25 protein-coding genes are annotated in these 18,286 nt (G+C 68.1%); 17 read left to right on the forward strand and 8 right to left on the reverse strand.

Going from position 1 to position 18,286, the window contains the following annotated elements:
- Window positions 1–34: 34 nt before the first annotated feature.
- Both SJY26_RS02895 and SJY26_RS02900 read right to left on the reverse strand, forming a co-directional pair.
- Window positions 35–649: a sigma-70 family RNA polymerase sigma factor gene (locus tag SJY26_RS02895; RefSeq protein ID WP_396594658.1), complete on the reverse strand. Its 615-nt coding sequence runs from the start codon at window positions 647–649 to the stop codon at window positions 35–37.
- Window positions 646–858, reverse strand: a complete 213-nt coding sequence (locus SJY26_RS02900) for a NepR family anti-sigma factor (protein WP_396594659.1) — start codon at window positions 856–858, stop codon at window positions 646–648. The genes SJY26_RS02895 and SJY26_RS02900 overlap by 4 nt, the downstream gene beginning before the upstream one ends.
- 228 nt (window positions 859–1,086) lie before the next feature.
- Here SJY26_RS02900 and SJY26_RS02905 point away from each other — a divergent pair, with 228 nt between their 5' ends.
- The gene (locus SJY26_RS02905; protein WP_396594660.1) at window positions 1,087–1,881 is read left to right on the forward strand and encodes a response regulator; all 795 of its coding nucleotides are present in this window, start codon (window positions 1,087–1,089) and stop codon (window positions 1,879–1,881) included.
- 75 nt (window positions 1,882–1,956) lie between these two features.
- Here the strand turns inward: SJY26_RS02905 and SJY26_RS02910 are convergent, their stop codons facing one another.
- Window positions 1,957–2,316, reverse strand: a complete 360-nt coding sequence (locus SJY26_RS02910; RefSeq protein WP_396594661.1) for a hypothetical protein — start codon at window positions 2,314–2,316, stop codon at window positions 1,957–1,959.
- Between the two features lie 428 nt (window positions 2,317–2,744).
- On the opposite strand from SJY26_RS02910, the gene SJY26_RS02915 reads away from it, so the two are divergent.
- Entirely contained in the window at window positions 2,745–3,629 is an 885-nt protein-coding gene (locus SJY26_RS02915) for an NADP-dependent oxidoreductase (protein ID WP_396595694.1), read from the forward strand.
- A 4-nt stretch (window positions 3,630–3,633) separates the two neighbouring features.
- Window positions 3,634–4,041 carry an acyl dehydratase gene (locus tag SJY26_RS02920; protein ID WP_396594662.1) on the forward strand — a complete coding sequence of 136 codons (408 nt, stop codon included), beginning with the start codon at window positions 3,634–3,636 and terminating at the stop codon, window positions 4,039–4,041.
- Window positions 4,042–4,213: 172 nt separating this feature from the next.
- Here the strand turns inward: SJY26_RS02920 and SJY26_RS02925 are convergent, their stop codons facing one another.
- Window positions 4,214–5,011, reverse strand: coding sequence for a SapC family protein (locus SJY26_RS02925; protein WP_396594663.1), 798 nt, complete (start codon window positions 5,009–5,011; stop codon window positions 4,214–4,216).
- Window positions 5,012–5,157: 146 nt separating this feature from the next.
- Here SJY26_RS02925 and SJY26_RS02930 point away from each other — a divergent pair, with 146 nt between their 5' ends.
- Together SJY26_RS02930 and SJY26_RS02935 are read left to right on the forward strand one after the other, a co-directional pair.
- Window positions 5,158–5,643, forward strand: coding sequence for a Fur family transcriptional regulator (locus SJY26_RS02930; protein ID WP_396594664.1), 486 nt, complete (start codon window positions 5,158–5,160; stop codon window positions 5,641–5,643).
- A 47-nt stretch (window positions 5,644–5,690) separates the two neighbouring features.
- Entirely contained in the window at window positions 5,691–6,581 is an 891-nt protein-coding gene (locus tag SJY26_RS02935; RefSeq protein WP_396594665.1) for an alpha/beta hydrolase, read from the forward strand.
- A gap of 3 nt (window positions 6,582–6,584) precedes the next feature.
- Here the strand turns inward: SJY26_RS02935 and SJY26_RS02940 are convergent, their stop codons facing one another.
- Window positions 6,585–6,926, reverse strand: a complete 342-nt coding sequence (locus SJY26_RS02940; protein WP_396594666.1) for a hypothetical protein — start codon at window positions 6,924–6,926, stop codon at window positions 6,585–6,587.
- Window positions 6,927–7,038: 112 nt separating this feature from the next.
- Here SJY26_RS02940 and SJY26_RS02945 point away from each other — a divergent pair, with 112 nt between their 5' ends.
- The 12 genes from SJY26_RS02945 to arfB all read left to right on the forward strand — a co-directional run bounded on the left by SJY26_RS02945 (window position 7,039) and on the right by arfB (window position 15,325).
- On the forward strand, window positions 7,039–7,803 hold the full coding sequence (locus SJY26_RS02945) for an electron transfer flavoprotein subunit beta/FixA family protein (protein WP_396594667.1): 765 nt from the start codon (window positions 7,039–7,041) through the stop codon (window positions 7,801–7,803).
- A gap of 1 nt (window position 7,804) precedes the next feature.
- Complete coding sequence (locus SJY26_RS02950; protein WP_396594668.1) at window positions 7,805–8,734, forward strand: electron transfer flavoprotein subunit alpha/FixB family protein; 930 nt, start codon at window positions 7,805–7,807, stop codon at window positions 8,732–8,734.
- A gap of 7 nt (window positions 8,735–8,741) precedes the next feature.
- The gene (locus SJY26_RS02955; protein WP_396594669.1) at window positions 8,742–9,089 is read left to right on the forward strand and encodes a DUF6883 domain-containing protein; all 348 of its coding nucleotides are present in this window, start codon (window positions 8,742–8,744) and stop codon (window positions 9,087–9,089) included.
- Window positions 9,082–9,312 carry a DUF4926 domain-containing protein gene (locus SJY26_RS02960; RefSeq protein WP_396594670.1) on the forward strand — a complete coding sequence of 77 codons (231 nt, stop codon included), beginning with the start codon at window positions 9,082–9,084 and terminating at the stop codon, window positions 9,310–9,312. The genes SJY26_RS02955 and SJY26_RS02960 overlap by 8 nt, the downstream gene beginning before the upstream one ends.
- Window positions 9,313–9,493: 181 nt before the next feature.
- On the forward strand, window positions 9,494–10,066 hold the full coding sequence (locus tag SJY26_RS02965) for a DUF7010 family protein (RefSeq protein WP_396594671.1): 573 nt from the start codon (window positions 9,494–9,496) through the stop codon (window positions 10,064–10,066).
- Window positions 10,067–10,330: 264 nt separating this feature from the next.
- A complete protein-coding gene (locus tag SJY26_RS02970) occupies window positions 10,331–10,627 on the forward strand; it encodes an autorepressor SdpR family transcription factor (protein WP_396594672.1) in 297 nt (98 codons plus the stop codon).
- Window positions 10,624–10,998, forward strand: a complete 375-nt coding sequence (locus SJY26_RS02975) for an ammonium transporter (RefSeq protein WP_396594673.1) — start codon at window positions 10,624–10,626, stop codon at window positions 10,996–10,998. The genes SJY26_RS02970 and SJY26_RS02975 overlap by 4 nt, the downstream gene beginning before the upstream one ends.
- Before the next feature lie 8 nt (window positions 10,999–11,006).
- The gene (locus SJY26_RS02980; RefSeq protein WP_396594674.1) at window positions 11,007–11,285 is read left to right on the forward strand and encodes a DUF167 family protein; all 279 of its coding nucleotides are present in this window, start codon (window positions 11,007–11,009) and stop codon (window positions 11,283–11,285) included.
- Between the two features lie 81 nt (window positions 11,286–11,366).
- Window positions 11,367–12,857, forward strand: coding sequence for an amidohydrolase (locus SJY26_RS02985; protein ID WP_396594675.1), 1,491 nt, complete (start codon window positions 11,367–11,369; stop codon window positions 12,855–12,857).
- Complete coding sequence (locus SJY26_RS02990; RefSeq protein ID WP_396594676.1) at window positions 12,857–14,251, forward strand: amidohydrolase family protein; 1,395 nt, start codon at window positions 12,857–12,859, stop codon at window positions 14,249–14,251. The genes SJY26_RS02985 and SJY26_RS02990 overlap by 1 nt, the downstream gene beginning before the upstream one ends.
- Window positions 14,252–14,462: 211 nt before the next feature.
- On the forward strand, window positions 14,463–14,927 hold the full coding sequence (locus SJY26_RS02995) for a YaiI/YqxD family protein (RefSeq protein ID WP_396594677.1): 465 nt from the start codon (window positions 14,463–14,465) through the stop codon (window positions 14,925–14,927).
- A complete protein-coding gene (gene arfB, locus SJY26_RS03000) occupies window positions 14,924–15,325 on the forward strand; it encodes an alternative ribosome rescue aminoacyl-tRNA hydrolase ArfB (RefSeq protein WP_396594678.1) in 402 nt (133 codons plus the stop codon). Before SJY26_RS02995 ends, arfB begins: the two co-directional genes overlap by 4 nt.
- Here arfB and SJY26_RS03005 read toward each other — a convergent pair.
- The 3 genes from SJY26_RS03005 to SJY26_RS03015 are packed head-to-tail and all read right to left on the reverse strand — an operon-like array spanning window position 15,322 to window position 18,252.
- On the reverse strand, window positions 15,322–15,858 hold the full coding sequence (locus SJY26_RS03005; RefSeq protein WP_396594679.1) for a hypothetical protein: 537 nt from the start codon (window positions 15,856–15,858) through the stop codon (window positions 15,322–15,324). The genes arfB and SJY26_RS03005 overlap by 4 nt on opposite strands.
- A gap of 16 nt (window positions 15,859–15,874) precedes the next feature.
- A complete protein-coding gene (ubiB, locus tag SJY26_RS03010) occupies window positions 15,875–17,473 on the reverse strand; it encodes a 2-polyprenylphenol 6-hydroxylase (protein WP_396594680.1) in 1,599 nt (532 codons plus the stop codon).
- Window positions 17,461–18,252, reverse strand: a complete 792-nt coding sequence (locus SJY26_RS03015) for a class I SAM-dependent methyltransferase (RefSeq protein WP_396594681.1) — start codon at window positions 18,250–18,252, stop codon at window positions 17,461–17,463. Before SJY26_RS03015 ends, ubiB begins: the two co-directional genes overlap by 13 nt.
- Window positions 18,253–18,286: the final 34 nt, after the last annotated feature.

Raw genomic sequence — 18,286 nt, forward strand, 5'->3', positions numbered from 1 at the left:
CGCGTAGCGAGCCCGTTCCGGGGAGGCGACACGCTCAGGCTTGCCGTGCGCCGCTCAGACGATCGGCGTCTGCGAGAATCGAGCGCATGGCATCACCGGCGGCACGGCCATCGCGGCCATAGCCGCCCCGCTCCAGCGTCGCCTGCAGAGCCTTGCGGGCCCGGCTGACCCGACTTTTGACCGTCCCGACCGCGCACTGGCAGATTTCTGCGGCTTCTTCATAGGCGAAGCCACCGGCTCCCACGAGGATCAGGGCTTCGCGCTGCTCTTCTGGCAGGGTGTTCAGGGCCTGACGCAGTTCGTCCAGCGCCACCGGCGCCTCCGGATCATCGACGGCCACCAGGGTTCGCTCGGCGGCTTCCTGATCCAGCTGGGTCGAGCGCCAGGACCGGCGCTTCTCGGAATAGAATTGATTGCGCAGGATCATGAAGGTCCAGGCCTTCATATTGGTGCCCATCTGATAACTGGCCCGGGCATCCCAGGCCTTCATCATCGCGTCTTGGGCCAGGTCGTCGGCCGCCGTCGGATCCCCGGTCAGGGTCCGGGCGAAGGCCCGCAGATGCGGGATCAACTGCACGAGTTCTCGCTTGAACCCCTCGTCGTCCGCCGACGGGGGCTTGGGCGCTGTCGATCTGCCGGCACCGCTCACGCCTTGTCCTCGCTGGATTTGCGTTCGTCCGCGCGGCGCAGAATCTCCAGAAAGGCGTCCGGGACCGGCTCATTGACCACTTCATCGAACAGGTGACGCAGCTTAACGCCGATGGCCTGCTGTCGCAGTCGGGCCTCTTCGAGCGAGGCCTCACCAGCACCGGCTTCGGGCGCGGCGGAGGTCTTCCGCGAGTCAGGGGAATCGATCATGGAAATGTCGGCTGCCAATCGTTGATCTCATTCGCGGGACGCGCCGGTCTTGCGCCGATGCTTTTCGTTCAGCCGCTCAACGTCGCCCCGTTGCTCCGGTTCCGTAATGGCACAGGATTTATGGTCAAGGTAGTTTTGACCTCTGGAACCGTGGCCGTTGTGATACGTTTGGCGACCATCGCGCACCCCGTCGAGGGTGTGTCCGCTCGATTTCCGGGGAACATACCAATGAGCCTTCTCGCCAGACTCGCACCACACCTGCCCTATGTCCGTCGCTATGCGCGGGCGCTGACGGGTGACCAGGCGACCGGCGACAACTATGTGCGGGTCGCGCTGGAGGCCCTGGCTGCGGGTGAACGACAGCTGTCGCCTGACATGACACCACGGGTGGCCCTGTATCATGTGTTTCACGCCATCTGGTCTTCAACGGGAGCCCGGCTGGAGGACACCAGCGGCCTGGAGGGGCAGGACGAAACGGCCCGCCGCCTGATGCGGATCGCGCCCCGGTCGCGGCAGGCCTTCCTGCTGACGGCGCTGGAGGGATTCACGCCGTCCGAGGCGGCCCAGATCCTGTCGTCCGACGCGCATGCCGTGGAGCGGCTGATCGGCGACGCCCAGGCCGAGATCGACGCCGAACTGGCCACCGACGTCCTGATCATCGAGGACGAGGCGATCATTTCAGCCGATATCGAGAGCCTTGTGCGGGAGCTGGGACACAACGTCACGGCGACGGCGACAACCCACGACGAGGCCGTGGACGCCGTGGCCCGCCATAGGCCGGGCCTGGTTCTGGCCGACATCCAGCTGGCAGACGGCTCCTCCGGTATCGATGCCGTCAAGGACATCCTGAAACGGTTCGATGTGCCGGTGATCTTCATCACCGCCTTCCCGGAGCGGCTGCTGACCGGGGAGCGGCCGGAACCCACCTTCCTGATCACCAAGCCCTTCCAGCCGGAAACCGTGAAGGCCGCGATCAGCCAGGCCCTGTTCTTCCATCCTTCCCGCCAGAAGGAAGCCGCCTGACCTCACGGCGGCCCTGAACAAACGAAAGCCCCGCCGGAGCGATCCGGCGGGGTTTTCTCATTGGCGGCCGGCCGCCTATTGCGAGGAGGGGGCCACCTGGACCGTGGGAGCGTTGACGTTCGGGGCCTCCCCGGTGGGCGGATTGGTGGGTTCACCCGTCGCCGTCGTCGGCGCGTCCGCGGCGGGGAAGTCCTGGCGGTCCGAGAAGGCTGCGGCGTCGACGGCCTGCTCGCCAACGTTGGCGTTCGTGGACGACAGGGCCCCTCCGAAGACCAGATAGACGATGATGAAGCCGAGGACCGTCAGGGCGATGCCCAGACCGAGGACGACACTGATACGACGGCCGCCCTTTCCCTGCCGGGTGTACTGGGCCTCGACGGGTCGGCCCTCGTGGACGGCATCAGCAGCTTCGGTATGGGGGTCGGGGGATGACATGGCGGCTCCAGGAGACATTCGTGTATCCCTGAACGTTCCTGCAAAGGTCGCCGTTCCCTCGGACAGAACCGCAGGAGGGTGGCGGAACCGATCCGGCGGCCGGATGTTTGCAGGGGGCAGAGGCGGACAAGTCCCCCCCGACCCTACCGGCGAAAGCCGGCGTTCGCCCCTGCACCTCATTCTCGATGATGCCAACTTGAGGCGACCCTGACGGGTCGCCTTTTTCTTTGGTCTCATCCCCCGCCTGGGCCATTATGGGTCTGCAAAGACAACGAACCGGGAGACGACCATGGCCCATATGAACCGCCAGTGGGTGCTGCGACAGCGCCCCGAGGGCCTGATCAAGGACACGGATCTGGAACTGATCCAGAACTCCCCTGCCCGATCTGGCCGACGGCCAGCTGCTGATCCGGACCATCTATCTGTCGCTGGATCCGACCAACCGCACCTGGATGAACGACGCCGTCGGCTATCTGCCGCCCGTGGGTCTCGGCGATGTCATGCGGGGCCTGACCCTGGGCGTGGTCGAGCAGTCGCGCTCGGAGCGGTTCGCGGTCGGCGATCTGGTGACCACGGCCATGGGCGGCTGGAGCGACTATGGCATTGTTCCCGACTCCGGAGCGTCGCGCGTCCATCGCGCGCCGGGCCTGCCACTGACGGCCAATATGTCGGTGCTGGGAATGACCGGCCTGACCGCCTGGGCCGGGGTGACGGACGTGCTGCGGCCGGAGCCCGGCCAGACCCTGGTGGTGTCCGCCGCGGCCGGGGCCGTCGGCTCGATCGCCGGCCAGATCGCCAAACAGAAGGGCGCGCGGGTCATCGGTATCGCGGGCGGACCGGACAAGTGCCGCTGGCTGGTCGACGACCTCGGCTTCGACGCCGCCATCGACTACAAGAACGAGGACGTGGGCGACGCCCTCGACCGGCTGGCACCGGATGGCATCGACCTGAATTTCGAGAATGTCGGCGGAGACATCATGATCGCGGTCTGGAACCGGCTGAACATCCATGCCCGGATGGCGGTGTGCGGGATGGTCTCGGCCTACAACGCCACCAAACGGCCCCCCTCGCCGGACCTGAGCCGGCTGATCACCCACCGGATGACGATGCGGGGCTTCCTGGTCATGGACTATGCGCCGCGCGCCAAGGAGTTCATCGCCGAGGTCGGCCCCCTGCTGGCCTCCGGCAAGGTGCAGTGGAAGGTCCACGTCGACAACGGGCTGGAGGGGGCTGTCACCTCGCTGAACCGGCTGTTCACGGGGAACCACGACGGCAAGCTGCTGGTGCGCGTCTCCGAAGAACCGGCCGGATAAGGCGGTGAGCGATCCCCTGCACGTCCATTTCGAGGATCTGGAGATCGGCCAGGTCCTGCAGCTGGGAGCCTGCGCCGTCGACGAGGCGGCGATCACCGTCTTCGTCGACCATTTCGCGCCGGGCTGGGACCTGGCCTATGGCGCGCCCGACGCCCTGGTCTATGCCCTGTGGAGCCGGCTGCATTCGGACAAGGCGGCCGGCTGGGCCCAGACCAAGCTGCTGGCCGTGGACGGGCTGCGCTACATGCGCAATCCGCCCGCCGGTGAGCTGCTGCGGGGCCGGATGACGGTGATGGGCAAGGACCCCGTCGGCGACGAAAAGGGCATCGTCATCGCCCAGCACGACCTGCTGGACGAGGGCGGCCGGCTGGTCTTCTCGTGCCTGACGCGGGGGTTGTTCGTAAGGCGGTGACCCTGTCTCCTCCCCGTCGCCGCCTGGCGATGGGGAGGTGGCGCGGCGCGTCTTCAGCGCCGTGACGGAGGGGTTCTTAAAGCGGGCGCGGTCGGTGGGGCGTCAAGAGCCCCTCCACCACTTCGTGGTCCCCCTCCCCATTCGCCAAGCGGCGAACGGGGAGGAGACTCGATCAGGCGTTCGCGGCCGTCGGCATTTCGCTGGCGCGCTGGAAGGCCAGGGCGATCAGACGGTCCCAGCCCAGCAGGGACACGAGGTGGGCGTAGATCTGGCCGAGGGCCCCGTTGTCGCGCAGCTCGGCCAGTTTCTCAGCCGGCAGGGCCTTCAGCTTGTCCTCGGACACGGCGAAATAGTCGGCCAGCTTCTGGGGCTCGCCCGGCTCGCCACGCTCGTTACGCGGGGTGAACACGGCTTCGCGGACGTCGAACAGGTCCAGGTCCGTCAGAAGTTTGACGAAGCTATCGGTGCGCTGGCGCTCCTGCTCGAAGTTGTTGCAGAACTCCATCGCCTGGGTGACGTAGTCCGAGGGCTTGCCGTCCTGGAACAGCGGGGCCTGACCGCCCTCGACGATGAAGGGGGCCGCGCGGTCGATGCACAGGATCAGGCGCTGGGCCTGCTGGTCATTGGCAAAAACGAACGGATAACGGCGCACATAGGCGGGGATATAGGCTTCAGCGCGGAAGTCGCCGTTGGCGTGGACGTACAGGTTCTCGCCCTGGCGCAGGCCCATGACCGCGACGGGCTGTTTGCCCTCGCCGAGGAAAACCACCGGATACGACAGGGCGGCCGGGGCGAACTCCGTGACCGTCAGCGGCACCACATGGGAGGCGGCGACGAAGGCATAGGGTTTCTCGACCGGATTGACGCCCAGCTTGCCGTGGGCCTCGCTCGAGAGCGGCTCCGGCTTCGAATAGAACAGCACATTGCCGTCAAGCGCGGCTTGCGGGGTGGAGGTGGTGGTGTCGGTCATGGACGCGCAGGCTCTGGAATGACGGAAAGGCGGGCCTTCTAGCGGAACCGGCCCGAAGCCGCAAACCGGCTCGCCCGGGAGGGTGTCTTCCCCCCTGGCCCACAACAGCGGTTGCGAAGATCACCGCCCCGACCTAGCTGTGGGTCATGGGGTCAGGTTGCAGCCATTCGCACGTCGAAGCCGGACTGAGCGCCGGAGACATCGGCCGCGCCCTGACCGCAGCGGAAGCCCGCTGCGCCGGTCAGGGCGAGCGCCTGACCGCGCCGCGCCGACGGGTGCTGGAGCTGCTGCTGAAGGCCGGCGAGGCGGTCAAGGCCTATGACCTGATCGCGCGCTATGGCCTCGACGGGGTGGCGGCCAAGCCCCCCACGGTCTACCGGGCCCTGGATTTTCTCGAGCGGACGGGTCTGGCCCACCGGATCGCCTCCATCAGCGCCTATGTGGCCTGTTCGGCGGGAGATCGCGCCCATGCGGCGGCCTTCCTCATCTGTGACTGCTGCGGCGCGACTGCGGAGGTCACCCCCCCGGAAGGCGAGGCCCTGCACAGGGCGGCCGAGGCGGCCGGCTATGTGATCGAGCGAACCACGATCGAGGGCCATGGCCGCTGCGGCGCGTGCCGGGTCGCCGCATAGTCGGCTTGCCGCTGGCGCACGGCCCCCGGCCCCCCTAAGTTCGGTTGATGGATGCCGCCCGGCTCTCCCCACCCCGCCGCCTGACGGTCCCCATCACCAGCCGGTGGGGCAGCGGAGACATGGCGGTTCTGGATTTTGGCGATCCGGGCCGGCCGGTCGATCTGATCTTCAGCCACGCCAATGGCTTCAATGCCGCGACCTACCGGTCGCTGCTGGCTCCGCTGGCCTCGTCGCTGCGCATCCTGGCCCCCGACCTGAGGGGCCACGGCGCGAGCCGACTGCCGACCCGGACCGAGGGCCGTCGTGACTGGCACGACCACCGCGATGACCTGGCCGCACTGCTGGACGCCTTTCCTGGCCCGCCGGTTGTGATGGCGGGACATTCCATGGGCGGGACGGCCAGTCTGCTGGCGGCGGCAGAGCGGCCCGACCGGGTGTCGCAACTGGTGCTGTTCGATCCGGTGATCTGGGCCGGAGCCACCGCCCTGGTGTTCCGCCTGCCCGTGCTGCGGCGGCTGTCCGATCGCATTCCGTTGGTCCGCGGGGCGCGGCGGCGTCGGGCCCGGTTCGACAGTCGCGAGGCCGCGCTTGAGTCCTGGCGCGGCCGGGGGGCCTTCAGCGGCTGGCCCGATCCGGTGCTGATCGATTATATCGGCGACGGACTGCGTCCCGAGGGCGACGGGTTCATGCTCAGCTGCGCCCCGGAGTGGGAAGCCTCGAACTATATGGCCCAGGGCCATGACCCGTGGCGCGCGATGCGGACCTATCGCAAGCCGGTCCGCATCCTGAAGGCCGCGACGGGGTCCATCACCCAGGTACCCGACCGGCCGCGCGGACTGGATCATGTGAAGGCCGAGACGGTCCCGGGCACCGGCCACCTGTTCCCGATGGTGCGGGCCGACATCGTTCGCGACACCCTGTTCGATGCGGCTGTCTAGCTGTCAGCCGCCGGTCTTGCGCTCATAGTCGGCGCGGTCCCGCGCGGTGGCGGCGGCGCGGGCGGCGCGCTCGGCAGCCAGACGCTCCTCAATGACCAGCAGCTCGCGGTTCTGTGCGTCCGAGGCCTCGGCGCGGGAGACGCCTGCCGGACGTCCGGTGATGTCGGGCAGGTAGATCGGCTGGACGCATTCGCGGCCTTCAGCATACCACCAGCGGCCGGTCTGCTCGCACTTCTCGGCCGGGGCCACATAGAAACGCTGATAGGCAAGCACGCCCGAGACCAGCACCGCGAACAGGCTGAGAAACAGGATCGACAGCCGACGCATCGTCAGAAAGCGGTTCATCGCAGTGTCCGTTCTCGCTGCGACGCCCGATCACGCCGCGTTACATTGACAGGCCCGTTCGCCCGGCCCATTTCCTGCGCCAACATTCCGGCGATCCTATGGACAGACAAGCATGAAGGTTCTCGTCCCCGTCAAACGGGTGATCGACTATAACGTCAAGGCCCGCGTGAAGGCGGACCAGACCGGCGTCGACCTGGCCAACGTCAAGATGAGCATGAACCCCTTCGACGAAATCGCCGTCGAGGAGGCCGTGCGTCTGAAAGAGGGCAAGGAACACCACGCCGCCGGCACAGCCACCGAGATCGTGGTCGTCTCCATCGGGGTGACCCAGGCCCAGGAAACCCTCCGCACCGCCCTCGCCATGGGCGCGGACCGCGGCATCCTGATCCAGTCGGACACCGATCTTGAGCCCCTGGCCGTGGCCCGGCTGCTGGCCGCCGTGGTGGCCGAGGAGAAACCCGACCTGGTCCTGATGGGCAAGCAGTCGATCGACGGCGACAACAATGCCGTGGGCCAGATGCTGGCCGCCCTGCTGGACTGGCCCCAGGCCACCTTCGCCGCCAAGATCGAGATCGCCGGCGGCAAGGCCACCGTGACCCGCGAGGTCGACGGCGGCATCCAGACCCTGTCGGCACCCTTGCCGGCCGTGGTGACCGTGGACCTGCGCCTGAACACGCCGCGCTACGCCAGCCTGCCCAACATCATGAAGGCCAAGAAGAAGGAGATCGCCATGAAGGCGGTCGCCGACTATGGCGTCGACACGGCCCCGCGTCTGACGGTGCTCAAGGTCACGGCCCCGCCGACCCGCTCGGCCGGGATCAAGGTGGCCGATGCCGCCGAACTGGTGTCCAAACTCAAGACCGCAGGAGCCCTCTGACATGGCCGTCCTCGTCATCGCCGATCACGACGGTTCGGCCGTCCGTGACACCACCCACAAGACCGTGACCGCCGCCCTGGCCCTGTCCTCGGATGTCGACGTCCTGGTCGTCGGTTCAGGCGCCAAGGCCGCCGCCGACAGCGCCGCCAAGATCACCGGCGTGCGCAAGGTCCTGCTGGCCGAGAGCGGCGAGCTGGGCCACACCCTGGCCGAGGCCGTGACCGCCACGGTCGTGGGCCTGGCCGGGAGCTATGAGGCGATCCTGTCGCCCGCCTCGATGGACGGCAAGAACTTCATGCCCCGTATCGCCGCGAAGCTGGATGTCTCGCCGATCTCGGACATCATCGAGGTCGTCTCGGCCGATACCTTCGTTCGTCCGATCTACGCCGGCAACGCGCTGGAGACCGTGCAGTCCTCGGATGCGAAGAAGGTCATCACCGTGCGTCCGACGGCCTTCGCCCCGGCCGCCGAGGGTGGCTCGGCCCCGGTCGAGGCCGTGACCGGCAGCGATGCCGGCAAGGCCGCCTTCGTCGGCGAGGAGATGATCAAGTCCGACCGCCCCGATCTGGGCGCGGCGAAGATCGTCGTCTCCGGCGGCCGCGCCCTCGGTTCCGCCGAGGAGTTCCATGCCGTCATGGACCCGCTGGCCGACAAGCTGGGCGCCGCCGTCGGGGCCAGCCGCGCGGCCGTGGACGCGGGCTATGCGCCGAACGACTACCAGGTCGGTCAGACCGGCAAGGTCGTGGCACCGGGCCTGTACATCGCCATCGGCATCTCCGGTGCCATCCAGCATCTGGCCGGGATGAAGGATTCCAAGATCATCGTCGCCATCAACAAGGACGCCGACGCGCCGATCTTCCAGGTCGCGGACTACGGCCTCGTCGGCGACTACAAGACCATCGTGCCGGAGCTGATGGCCGCGCTGGGCTGACGCTCACGTGAGGCTGCCGGGCGGAGAGCGGGCGATCATTCCGGAGGGGAAGATCGAACGCTACTGCCTGGATCCGGCTCATACGGTCGGCGGACACAAGGCGGTGGTCTTCGCCTCGGCGCTGGGCCTGACGTTTCGTAATGCGGATCTTCTGCGCGCCGCCCTGCTTGCAGCCGCGCGCAGCGAACCGGCCGTCTTCCTGTACCGGGACAGGTATGGTGACCGCTATCGGGTGGATTTCCCGATGCGACACCAGGAACGCCAACGGACAGTGCGGAGCGGGTGGACCGTGCGGCAGCCGGGAGGCCCGCCTTACCTGACGACAGCCTTCGTGCTACCTTCGTCCCATGGCTGAAGAACTCGACGTCGTCGCGATCAAGAAGGCGCGCCCGGACCTGGGTCTGCCTGCTGGCGCGCGCGGCACCATTGTCATGATGTTCGACAACGAGGCCTATGAGGTCGAATTCGTCAATGAGGACGGCACGACACAGGCCATGGGGACATTTCTGGTCGATGAGGTCGAAGTGGTCTGGCGCGTGGCCGATATGCACGCAGCCCGCAGCCGCGCCGCCAACTGAACCCCATTATCGCGACCTTCCCGTCGGGCTTACCGATCAAGCGGCATAGAGACGGGGCGGGGTGCCTTCAGGGCCGCGCTTTTTTCATGGGCGGGAGGCGATTTCCAAGTCCGCTGTAGCTCATTGGACAGCTCAGCGTCCGTCCGTCACACTCCTCCTGATACCGTGAGTGGAGGCGTCGATGACAAGCGAGTTCGATCTCCAGCATTTGCGACTGGACGCAACGCAACGCGGCAAATGGAATATTGGCTTCTTTATTGCCGGACTCATCTTCTGGAGTTTTGCGGCATATGTGGGGGTGCATTTCGAACTCGCTATCGCCCGGACTTACTGGCTGGTTGGCTCGTTCCTGATTTTTCCGGTGGCAGTCGCTTCGTCGTATCTGGTCGGGGCGGACCCATTCACGCGAGGAAATTCCCTAGGCGAGCTCGTTGGCTATACGCACATGAGCGTCATCACGATGACGTTTCCTTTGGTTTTGTGGTCCTACTTCTTCAAACCCGAGCTCATGCTTCTCGTCATGGCCATTGTTTACTGCGTGGATTTCTACGTGATGACATGGGCCTTCGACACGCCGCTGTTCGGTGCTCATGCTGCGGCTCGGACAGTCGCCGCATCCCTCATCTGGTTCGCGATACCCGATTGGCGATTTTCCGTCCTGCCTGCGATGATCGCCGTCTTCTATCTGGCGACGATTCTGCTGAACTATGGTCTCCGTGCACGGTGGCTCGCCCGACAACGGGCAAGGGCCTAGACGACCCAACTCCAGTTGCGCCCTGCGGACACGACACGCGCAGCATTGATGTCCCCCCACCTCTCTGATCTTCCGCCCGCATGGCCAAGCTCGCCGTCAAACTGATTCCCGGTGCCTCAGCCGACCGGATCGACTGTAGGGACGTGGAACCCGAGGGGCGAACCGTCCTCAAGGACGGGCGCGGCACCGTGAGGTCCGCGCCCTTTTTCGTGCCTGACGCTGAGACCGCTTGACTCATTTCGACGTTTAGCTAAATATCTCAGCATGAGTTCGATCTTCAAGGCCCTCTCTGACCCGACGCGCCGTCGTGTGCTCCAGCTTCTGCGGCAGGGGCCGATGAGCGCGGGCGATCTCGCCGACCGGTTCGACGTCTCGAAACCGACCATGTCGGCCCATTTCGCCGTCCTGAAGGAGGCGGATCTGGTCCACGCCGAGAAGGCGGGGAAGTCCATCATCTATCATCTGAAGCTCTCGGTGCTTGAAGAGGCACTGCTGGGCTTCGTCCATTCGTTCGGTGCCGGCGCGGAAACGCCGACGCCCAAAGAGGAGACTGCGAAATGAACAAGGACCTGATCAACAGCCTCGCCTGGGGCGGCGGAATCGTCGCCCTGGCGCTGGCTTCGACCCTCGCCCGCAACCTCGGCTATATCGACCAGGAGACCACCCTGCGGATCGTCCTGGGGGCCACCGGACTGATGGTCGCCTCGTTCGGCAATCGCATTCCCAAGACCTTCGTCGCGGGCGCGAACGCGAAAAAGGCCCAGCGCGTGACCGGTTGGTCCATGGTCCTCAGCGGTCTCGTCTATGCCGGGGCCTTCGTGTTCGCGCCGATCGGCCAGGCCGTGCTGGTCGGTGGCGGGGCCATAATCCTGGGGCTGGCTGTTGCTATCGGCTACTGCCTGTCGCTGCGGACCCGGGTCCGGACCGCCTGAGACGAGCGATGGCCCGCCTGCCCATCAAACTGACCCCCGGTGCCTCGGCCGACCGGATCGACGGCTGGGACGTCGACCCGGAGGGGCGGCCGCTCCTGAAGGTCCGGGTTCGGGCCCGGCCGGTCGAGGGGGAGGCCAATGCGGCCCTGATCCTGCTGCTGGCGAAAGCGCTGGGGCTGTCCCGGTCGTCGGTGTCGCTGGCGCGCGGCGGGCAGTCGCGCCTGAAGATGGTCGAGGTCGAGGGTCTGGACGACACGGAGCTCCGCGCCCGCCTTACCGATCTGTAATGTTTCCGCCTTTGACGGACGGCTTTTGAAGCTTTTGTAATCCCCGCGTTCGATGCCGCCGGCATCACAGGGGGAGCGTCCATGATCCGTCACGCCTTGCGGGGGCCCAGCCTCGCCGTCGTCGCCTGCGCGCTGTCGCTCGCGGCCTGCGCCACCACCGACGGGCCGGGCGCGCCCTCGGCCGACGGCTCGAGCAGCGGCGGCGCCGATACGGCCCGGACCCTGTCGGCGGGCCTCGACTATGCCGCCAACCCCGATCCCTATCCCTCGACCTATCAACCCCTGCCGCGGGACAATGTCGCCATCGTCGGCGGCACGGTCCTGACCGGCACGGACCAGAAGATCGAGAACGGCGTCGTCCTGATGTCGGATGGCAAGGTCCAGGCCGTGGGCCCGGCCTCGACGCCCGTCCCCGCCGGATACAGCGTCGTCGACGCCCGGGGCCGGTTCGTGACCCCCGGGATCATCGACGTCCACAGCCACCTCGGCGTCTATCCCTCGCCCGGCGTGCAGGGGATGAGCGACGGCAATGAGGCGACCAATCCGAACACGGCCCAGGTCTGGGCCGAACATTCGCTGTGGCCCCAGGATCCCGGCTTCAACACCGCCCGGGCCGGCGGCGTGACGACGCTCCAGATCCTGCCCGGTTCGGCCAATCTGTTCGGCGGCCGGGGCGTCACCGTCCGCAACATCCCCTCGATCACCATGCAGGGGATGAAGTTCCCGGGCGCGCCCTACGGCGTGAAGATGGCCTGCGGTGAGAACCCGTCGCGCGTCTATGGCTCGCGCAACCAGTCGCCGGCCACCGGCATGGGCAATGTCGCCGGCTACCGCGCCGCCTTCATCGCGGCCCAGGACTACCGCGACAAATGGGACAAGTGGCGCAAGACCGGCGAGGGCTCGCCGCCGACCCGCAACCTGCAGAACGAGACCCTGGCGGGGGTTCTGGACGGGTCCATCCTGGTGCAGAACCACTGCTATCGCGCCGACGAGATGGCCGTGATGATGGACATCGCCGAGGAGTTCGACTTCCGCATTACCGCCTTCCACCACGCTATCGAGGCCTACAAACTGGCCCCGCAGCTGGCCCAGGCGGGCATCTGCGCCGACATGTGGACCGGCTGGTGGGGCTTCAAGATGGAGGCGCTGGACGCGGTCGAGGAGAACGCCGCCCTCGTCGACGCCCCCGCCGGCTCCTGCGCCGTCATCCACTCCGACGACGCCCAGCTGACCCAGCGGCTCAATCAGGAGGCCGCCGCGGCGCTCGCCGCCGGTCGTCGCGCCGGGATGGCCATTTCCGAGGAACGCGCGATCAGCTGGATCACCTCCAACGCTGCCCGCTCCATTGGCATCGCCGACGAGACCGGCTCGCTGGAGCCCGGCAAGCGGGGCGATCTGGTGATCTGGAGCGCCAATCCGTTCAGCGTCTACGCCCGCGCCGACCAGGTCTATATCGACGGAGCCCTGACCTTCGACCGGACCGATCCCCGCTACCAGCCGCAGTCCGATTTCGAGCTGGGTCAGCCCGGCTATGGCCTCCGCGCCGCCACCATCGCCGCAGGAGCCCGTTGATGCGCCGTCTCAGCCTGATTTCACTGGCCGCGCTGGCCCTGTCCGCCCTGCCCGCCCTCGCCCAGGACCGGCCTCAAGTAGCGCGAAGCGCGATAGGCCAAACAGAATTGACCGCCATCACCGGTGGCCGGGTCCTGACTGGCACCTCCGTCATCGAGAACGGCACCGTCGTGATCCAGAACGGCCGCGTCGTCTCGGTCGGCACCGGCCCGGCTCCGTCGGGAGCCCGGGTGATCGACGCCCGCGGCAAGGTGGTGACGCCGGGCTTCGTGGCAGTCGATTCCGGCCTCGGCCTGAGCGAAATCTCCTCGGTCGGCGGGTCGGAGGACCAGTCGAACGGGGCCAACACCATCTCGGCCTCCTTCGACGTCAGCTACGGCCTCGACCCCTGGTCGATCACCCTGCCGGTGGCCCGGCTGGGCGGCATCACCCGTGCCATCGTCGTGCCGAACCACCCCGGTGGCTCCGGCGGCCACGAGCATCAGGACGACAGCGATTTCGCCGGCGCGGGTGCCGGCGGCTACCAGACGCCCGGCCTGTTCGCCGGCACCGCCTCCGTCATCCATCTGGCGGCCGGGACCGACATCCTGGTCCAGCCGCGCGTGGCCATGGTCGCGCCGTTCGGCGAGGCCGGGGCCGGCGTCGCCGGCGGGGCGCGGGGGGCCACCTTCACCCTGTTCAAGGAAACCCTGGCCGAGGTCCGCCTGTATGCCCGCAACAAGGCGGCCTATGACCGGGCCGCGCTGCGGGACCTGTCGATCTCCCGCGCGGATCTGGAGGCCCTCATCCCTGTGGCCAACGGCACCCTGCCGCTGATCGTCACCGTGCACCGGGCCGCCGACATCCAGCAGGTGCTGAGGCTGGGCCGGGAGGAAGGCGTCAAACTGATCCTCGACGGGGCCGAGGAGGGCTGGCTGGTCGCGGACCAGATCGCGTCGGCCAATGTGCCAGTGCTGCTGAACCCCATCTCCAACCTGCCCTCCAACCTCGAGATGCGGGCGGCGCGGATGGAGAATGCCGCGGCCCTGAACGCGGCCGGGGTGGTCATCGCCATCAAGGGCAATGAGGGCTCGGTCCACCGCGCCCGCGAGGCCCGCTACAACGCCGGCAATGCGGTGTCCCATGGCCTGCCGTTCGAGGCCGCGATCGCGGCCCTGACGGTCAATCCGGCCCGCATCTTCGGCATGGGCGGCCAGTTCGGCGAGCTGCGCGCGGGTGCCGCCGCCGATGTCGTGGTCTGGGACGGCGATCCGCTGGAGCCGCTGTCTTCGGTGACGGCGGAGTTCATCAACGGCCAGGAACAGGCCCTGACCAGCCGCCAGATCCTGCTGCGCGACCGCTATCGCAACGGTGGCCGTCCGGACGGGGGGATGCCTCTGGCCTACGGTCAGTAAACCCTCTCCCCTTGCGGGAGAGGGAGGCCGCGTACGAGAGCGAAGCGATCGTTCTTGCGCGGGCGGGTGAGGGGTGACCCACGGTGCTTCCGGTGAGCCCCCTGCTCGTCTCATTTCGTCTGCATCTCCGTACCCCTCATCCGTCAGCCCCCCGATCAAGTCGGAGGGCTGCCACCTTCTCCCGCAAGGGGAGAAGGGCTATCTGGCGGCAATGCTCGCTGCCCCCCGCCTCTTCATTGACGCCGACGCCTGTCCCGTGAAGGCCGAGGTCTATCGCGTGGCGGAGCGCTACGGACTGACCGTGTTCGTGGTCTCCAACAGCTGGATCCAGACGCCCCGGACCGCATGGATCGAACAGGTCGTGGTCGACGCCGGTCCGGACATCGCCGACGACTGGATCGCGGAGCGGGCCGGACCGGGCGACATCGTCATCACCGCCGACATCCCCCTGGCCGACCGCTGTCTGAAGGCCGGGGCCCAGGCGCTGAAGTCCAACGGCCAGGCCTTCACGCCCGATTCGATCGGTTCGGCCCTGGCCGGCCGGATGGTGGGGGAGCATCTGCGGTCCATGGGGGTGGCGACCTCGGGTCCGCCGCCGTTCGGACCCAAGGACCGCTCGGCCTTCCTGCAGGCGCTGGATCAGGCCGTGGTCCGGGCAAAGCGGGTGGCGCGATGACCGTCATCCCAGAGACCGAGCTGGAATTCCGTTTCTATCGCGCGGGCGGGCCGGGCGGGCAGAACGTCAACAAGGTCTCGACCGCGGTGCAGATGCGGTTCGACGTGTTGCACTCCCCGTCCCTGCGCGAGCCGGTGCGCCAGAGACTGATGAAGCTGGCCGGCAGCCGCCTGACGCTGGACGGCATCATTGTCATCACCGCCGTCCGGCACAGGACCCAGGAGCGCAACCGCGCCGACGCCATCGAACGGCTGCAGGCCATGGTGGACGAGGCCTCGATCGCCCCCACCTACCGCGTGCCGACCCGGCCCACCCGGGCCTCGAAGGAACGCCGGCTTCAGGCCAAGTCCGGCCGCTCGGCGATCAAGAGCGGCCGGGGCCGACCCGATCTGGACTAGGGCTGCGGGGCCGGCGCGGTCGCGGACGGTTCGGCCGGAGCCGGGCGGAACAGCAGGGCCGCGACCAGGCCGCCCTCCTCGAGGCCGATGAGCCACTGTGTGACGGCCCTGTCGAAGGTGACCCGGTACTGGCCGGCTCCGTCGTCGGCCGTTTCCTCGACCGCGATCGACCGGAGCGGCCCGAAACCCTGCACGAGGGGACCGAAGGTCGTCATCTGGGCCTGCAGCCGCGGCCCGAGGTCCGGGGTGAACAGGTCGAGATCCAACTCGCCCGCCTGCATCTGGGTGATAATCGAGCGCAGGGCCGCCTCGGCCATTTCAGCGTCGGTGACCTGGGGGGCCGGGGCTGCGGGCCTCGCCGGAACGGCCCGGGGGGCGACAGGGCCGTCAAACGTGTTGGGCAGGGTTCCGGCCGCGCCGGGCGCGGGGGCCAGGGACCGGCTCTGGGCCGGCGGCACCGACTGGGCAAGGGCCGGGGCAACAGCCAGAACACCGAGGACGGCGATCAGGGGGACGGTGCGGAAGAGGGTCATGCAGGCTCCGGTCGGTTCAGCCCACCATCGGCGACCAAAGCGACAGAAGCAGGGCGGCGGCAGCCATGACTGTTGCAGCGATGACACCGGCCGCCAGCCAGACCGGCGTGCGGACCCGCTCGATCACGACCGTCTCGGGCCGGGGCGGGTCCTGGACGAGGCGGGACAGGGCGCGGGCCCCCGACAGGATTTCGCGCACGCCGTCGCGAATCTGGGCCTTCGGTCCCAGTTCGCGGGTGATCCAGCGTTCGACCACCGGCTGGGCCGCCGACCACAGGTCGTGGTCGGGGTTCAGCCGCCGCGCCACCCCCTCGACCGAGACCATGGTCTTCTGCAGCAGGATCAGCTCGGGCCGCAGATGCATGTCGAACAGGGCGGTGATCTCGAACAGCTGGCCCAGCAGGCGGCCCATCGACACCTGGCTGGCGGCGCGGCCGATCACCGGCTCGCCGACCGCGCGCAGGGCCTGGGCGAAGGCCTCGACCGAATGATGCGGCGGCACATAGCCGGCCTCGAAATGGACCCGGGCGATGCGCGGATAGTCGCGCGTCAGAAAGCCCCACAGGATCTCGGCCAGATAGCGCCGCTCGCCCTCGCCCAGCCGGCCGATGATGCCGAAATCGACGGCGGTCAGCTCGGCCGGGGCATAGGCGAACAGATTGCCCTCATGCAGGTCGGCGTGGAAGGTGCCGTAGTCCAGGGCCTGGACCAGAAACGCCCGCACGACATTGTCGGCCAGGGCATTGATGTCCATGCCGGGCTGTTCGATCGCCAGCGGGTCGGTCATGGGCAGGCCGGTGGCCCATTCCAGCGTCAGGACGCGCTTGCCCACCCCGTCCCAGACCACCTTCGGGGCCGACATATGGGCTCCGTCGGCGCGGGCCTTTTCCATGATGTCGTGCAGTTCGGACGCCGCGGCCGCCTCCAGCCGCATGTCCAGTTCCAGATACATGGACCGCGCGACCGTCTCGACGAAGGCGCGGGGTTCCAGACGGCGGGACAGGGGCACCAGCCGGTGGACCAGTCCGGCGGCCAGCCGCATGGCGTCCAGCCCCTTGACCACCCGGCGCTCGACCCCGGGGCGCAGCACCTTGACCGCCACCTTACGACCATCCGCCAGCCAGGCGGGGTGGGCCTGGGCCAGGGAGGCGGCCCCGATGGGATCGCCGAAGTCGGTGAACAGGCTCTCGACAGGCCGGCCGATGGAGCGCTCGACCTCACGCCGCGCCTGTTCGGTCGGGAAGGGCGGCAGCTTGTCCTTCAGCCGGCCCAGATCGCGGGCGAATTCGATGCCGAAGATGTCGGCGCGGGTGGCCATGACCTGACCCAGCTTGACCGCGACGGGGCCCAGGGTCTCGAAGGCCCGACCCAGCCGCTGGCCGGGGCGGCCGTTTCGACCGTCCTTGCCGGCGAACAGGTGGACGAAATGGGCCACCGGCCGGAACCAGGCCGGCAGAAGGGGCGTGATCTCGCGCGGCAGCAGGGCGTCGTGCCGCGCCAGCGCCGCGCCCCAGCGCAGCAGACGCCAGGTCGCGCCCAGCGGATCCCGCACGGGAACGGCCGGCGGCGCGGCGGGGGCGACCCGGTAGGCGGTGGAACCGGTCAGATCGCCCACCCGAAATGCAGGGCCGCGACACCACCGGAGAGATTCGTCACTGTGACCCGGCTGAAGCCGGCATCCTCGATCATGCCCCTGAAGGTCGTCTGGTCGGGAAAGCGGCGGATGCTCTCGACCAGATACTGATAGCTGTCGCGGTCCTTCGCCACCCAGCCGCCGATCCGCGGAATGGCGTGGAAGGACCAGGCGTCATAGGCCTTGCGCACCGCCTCGGCCGTGGGCCGCGAGAACTCAAGGCACAGAAAGCGGCCGCCCGGCTTCACCACCCGGCGCGCCTCCTTCAGGGCCCCGGCGATGTCCGACACATTGCGGATGCCGAAACTGATCGAATAGGCATCGACCGAAGCGTCCGGCAACGGCAGGGCCATGGCGTCGCCGACGGTCCAGCTCATCTCGGGCTCGCCGCCCTTGTTGACTCCCGCCAGGATCATCTCGGCGTTGTAGTCCAGCACGATGACCGAGGCGTCGGCACCGCCGCGCCGCTCCTGGGCGCTGCGGGCCATCTTCGCATAGCGCCGGGCCATGTCGCCGGTGCCGCCGGCCACATCCAGAATGGTCTCGCCGGGACGGGGGTTCAGCCGCGCGGCCGCCGCGTCCTTCCACAGCCGGTGCACGCCCCCGCTCATCAGGTCGTTCATCAGGTCGTAGCTGGAGGCCACGCTGTCGAACACGCCACGGACCATCCGCACCTTCTCGCCGGCGTCCACATCGCGAAAGCCGAAGGGCGAGGTCTTGCCCGGGGTCGGGCCCGGGTCCGCAGGATGGGGGTCGGTCATCCCGGCGGTCTAGCGCGCCAAAGCGCCTGCGTCA

It is taken from the genome of Brevundimonas sp. R86498, from assembly GCF_044598075.1.
Taxonomy (GTDB): Bacteria; Pseudomonadota; Alphaproteobacteria; order Caulobacterales; family Caulobacteraceae; genus Brevundimonas.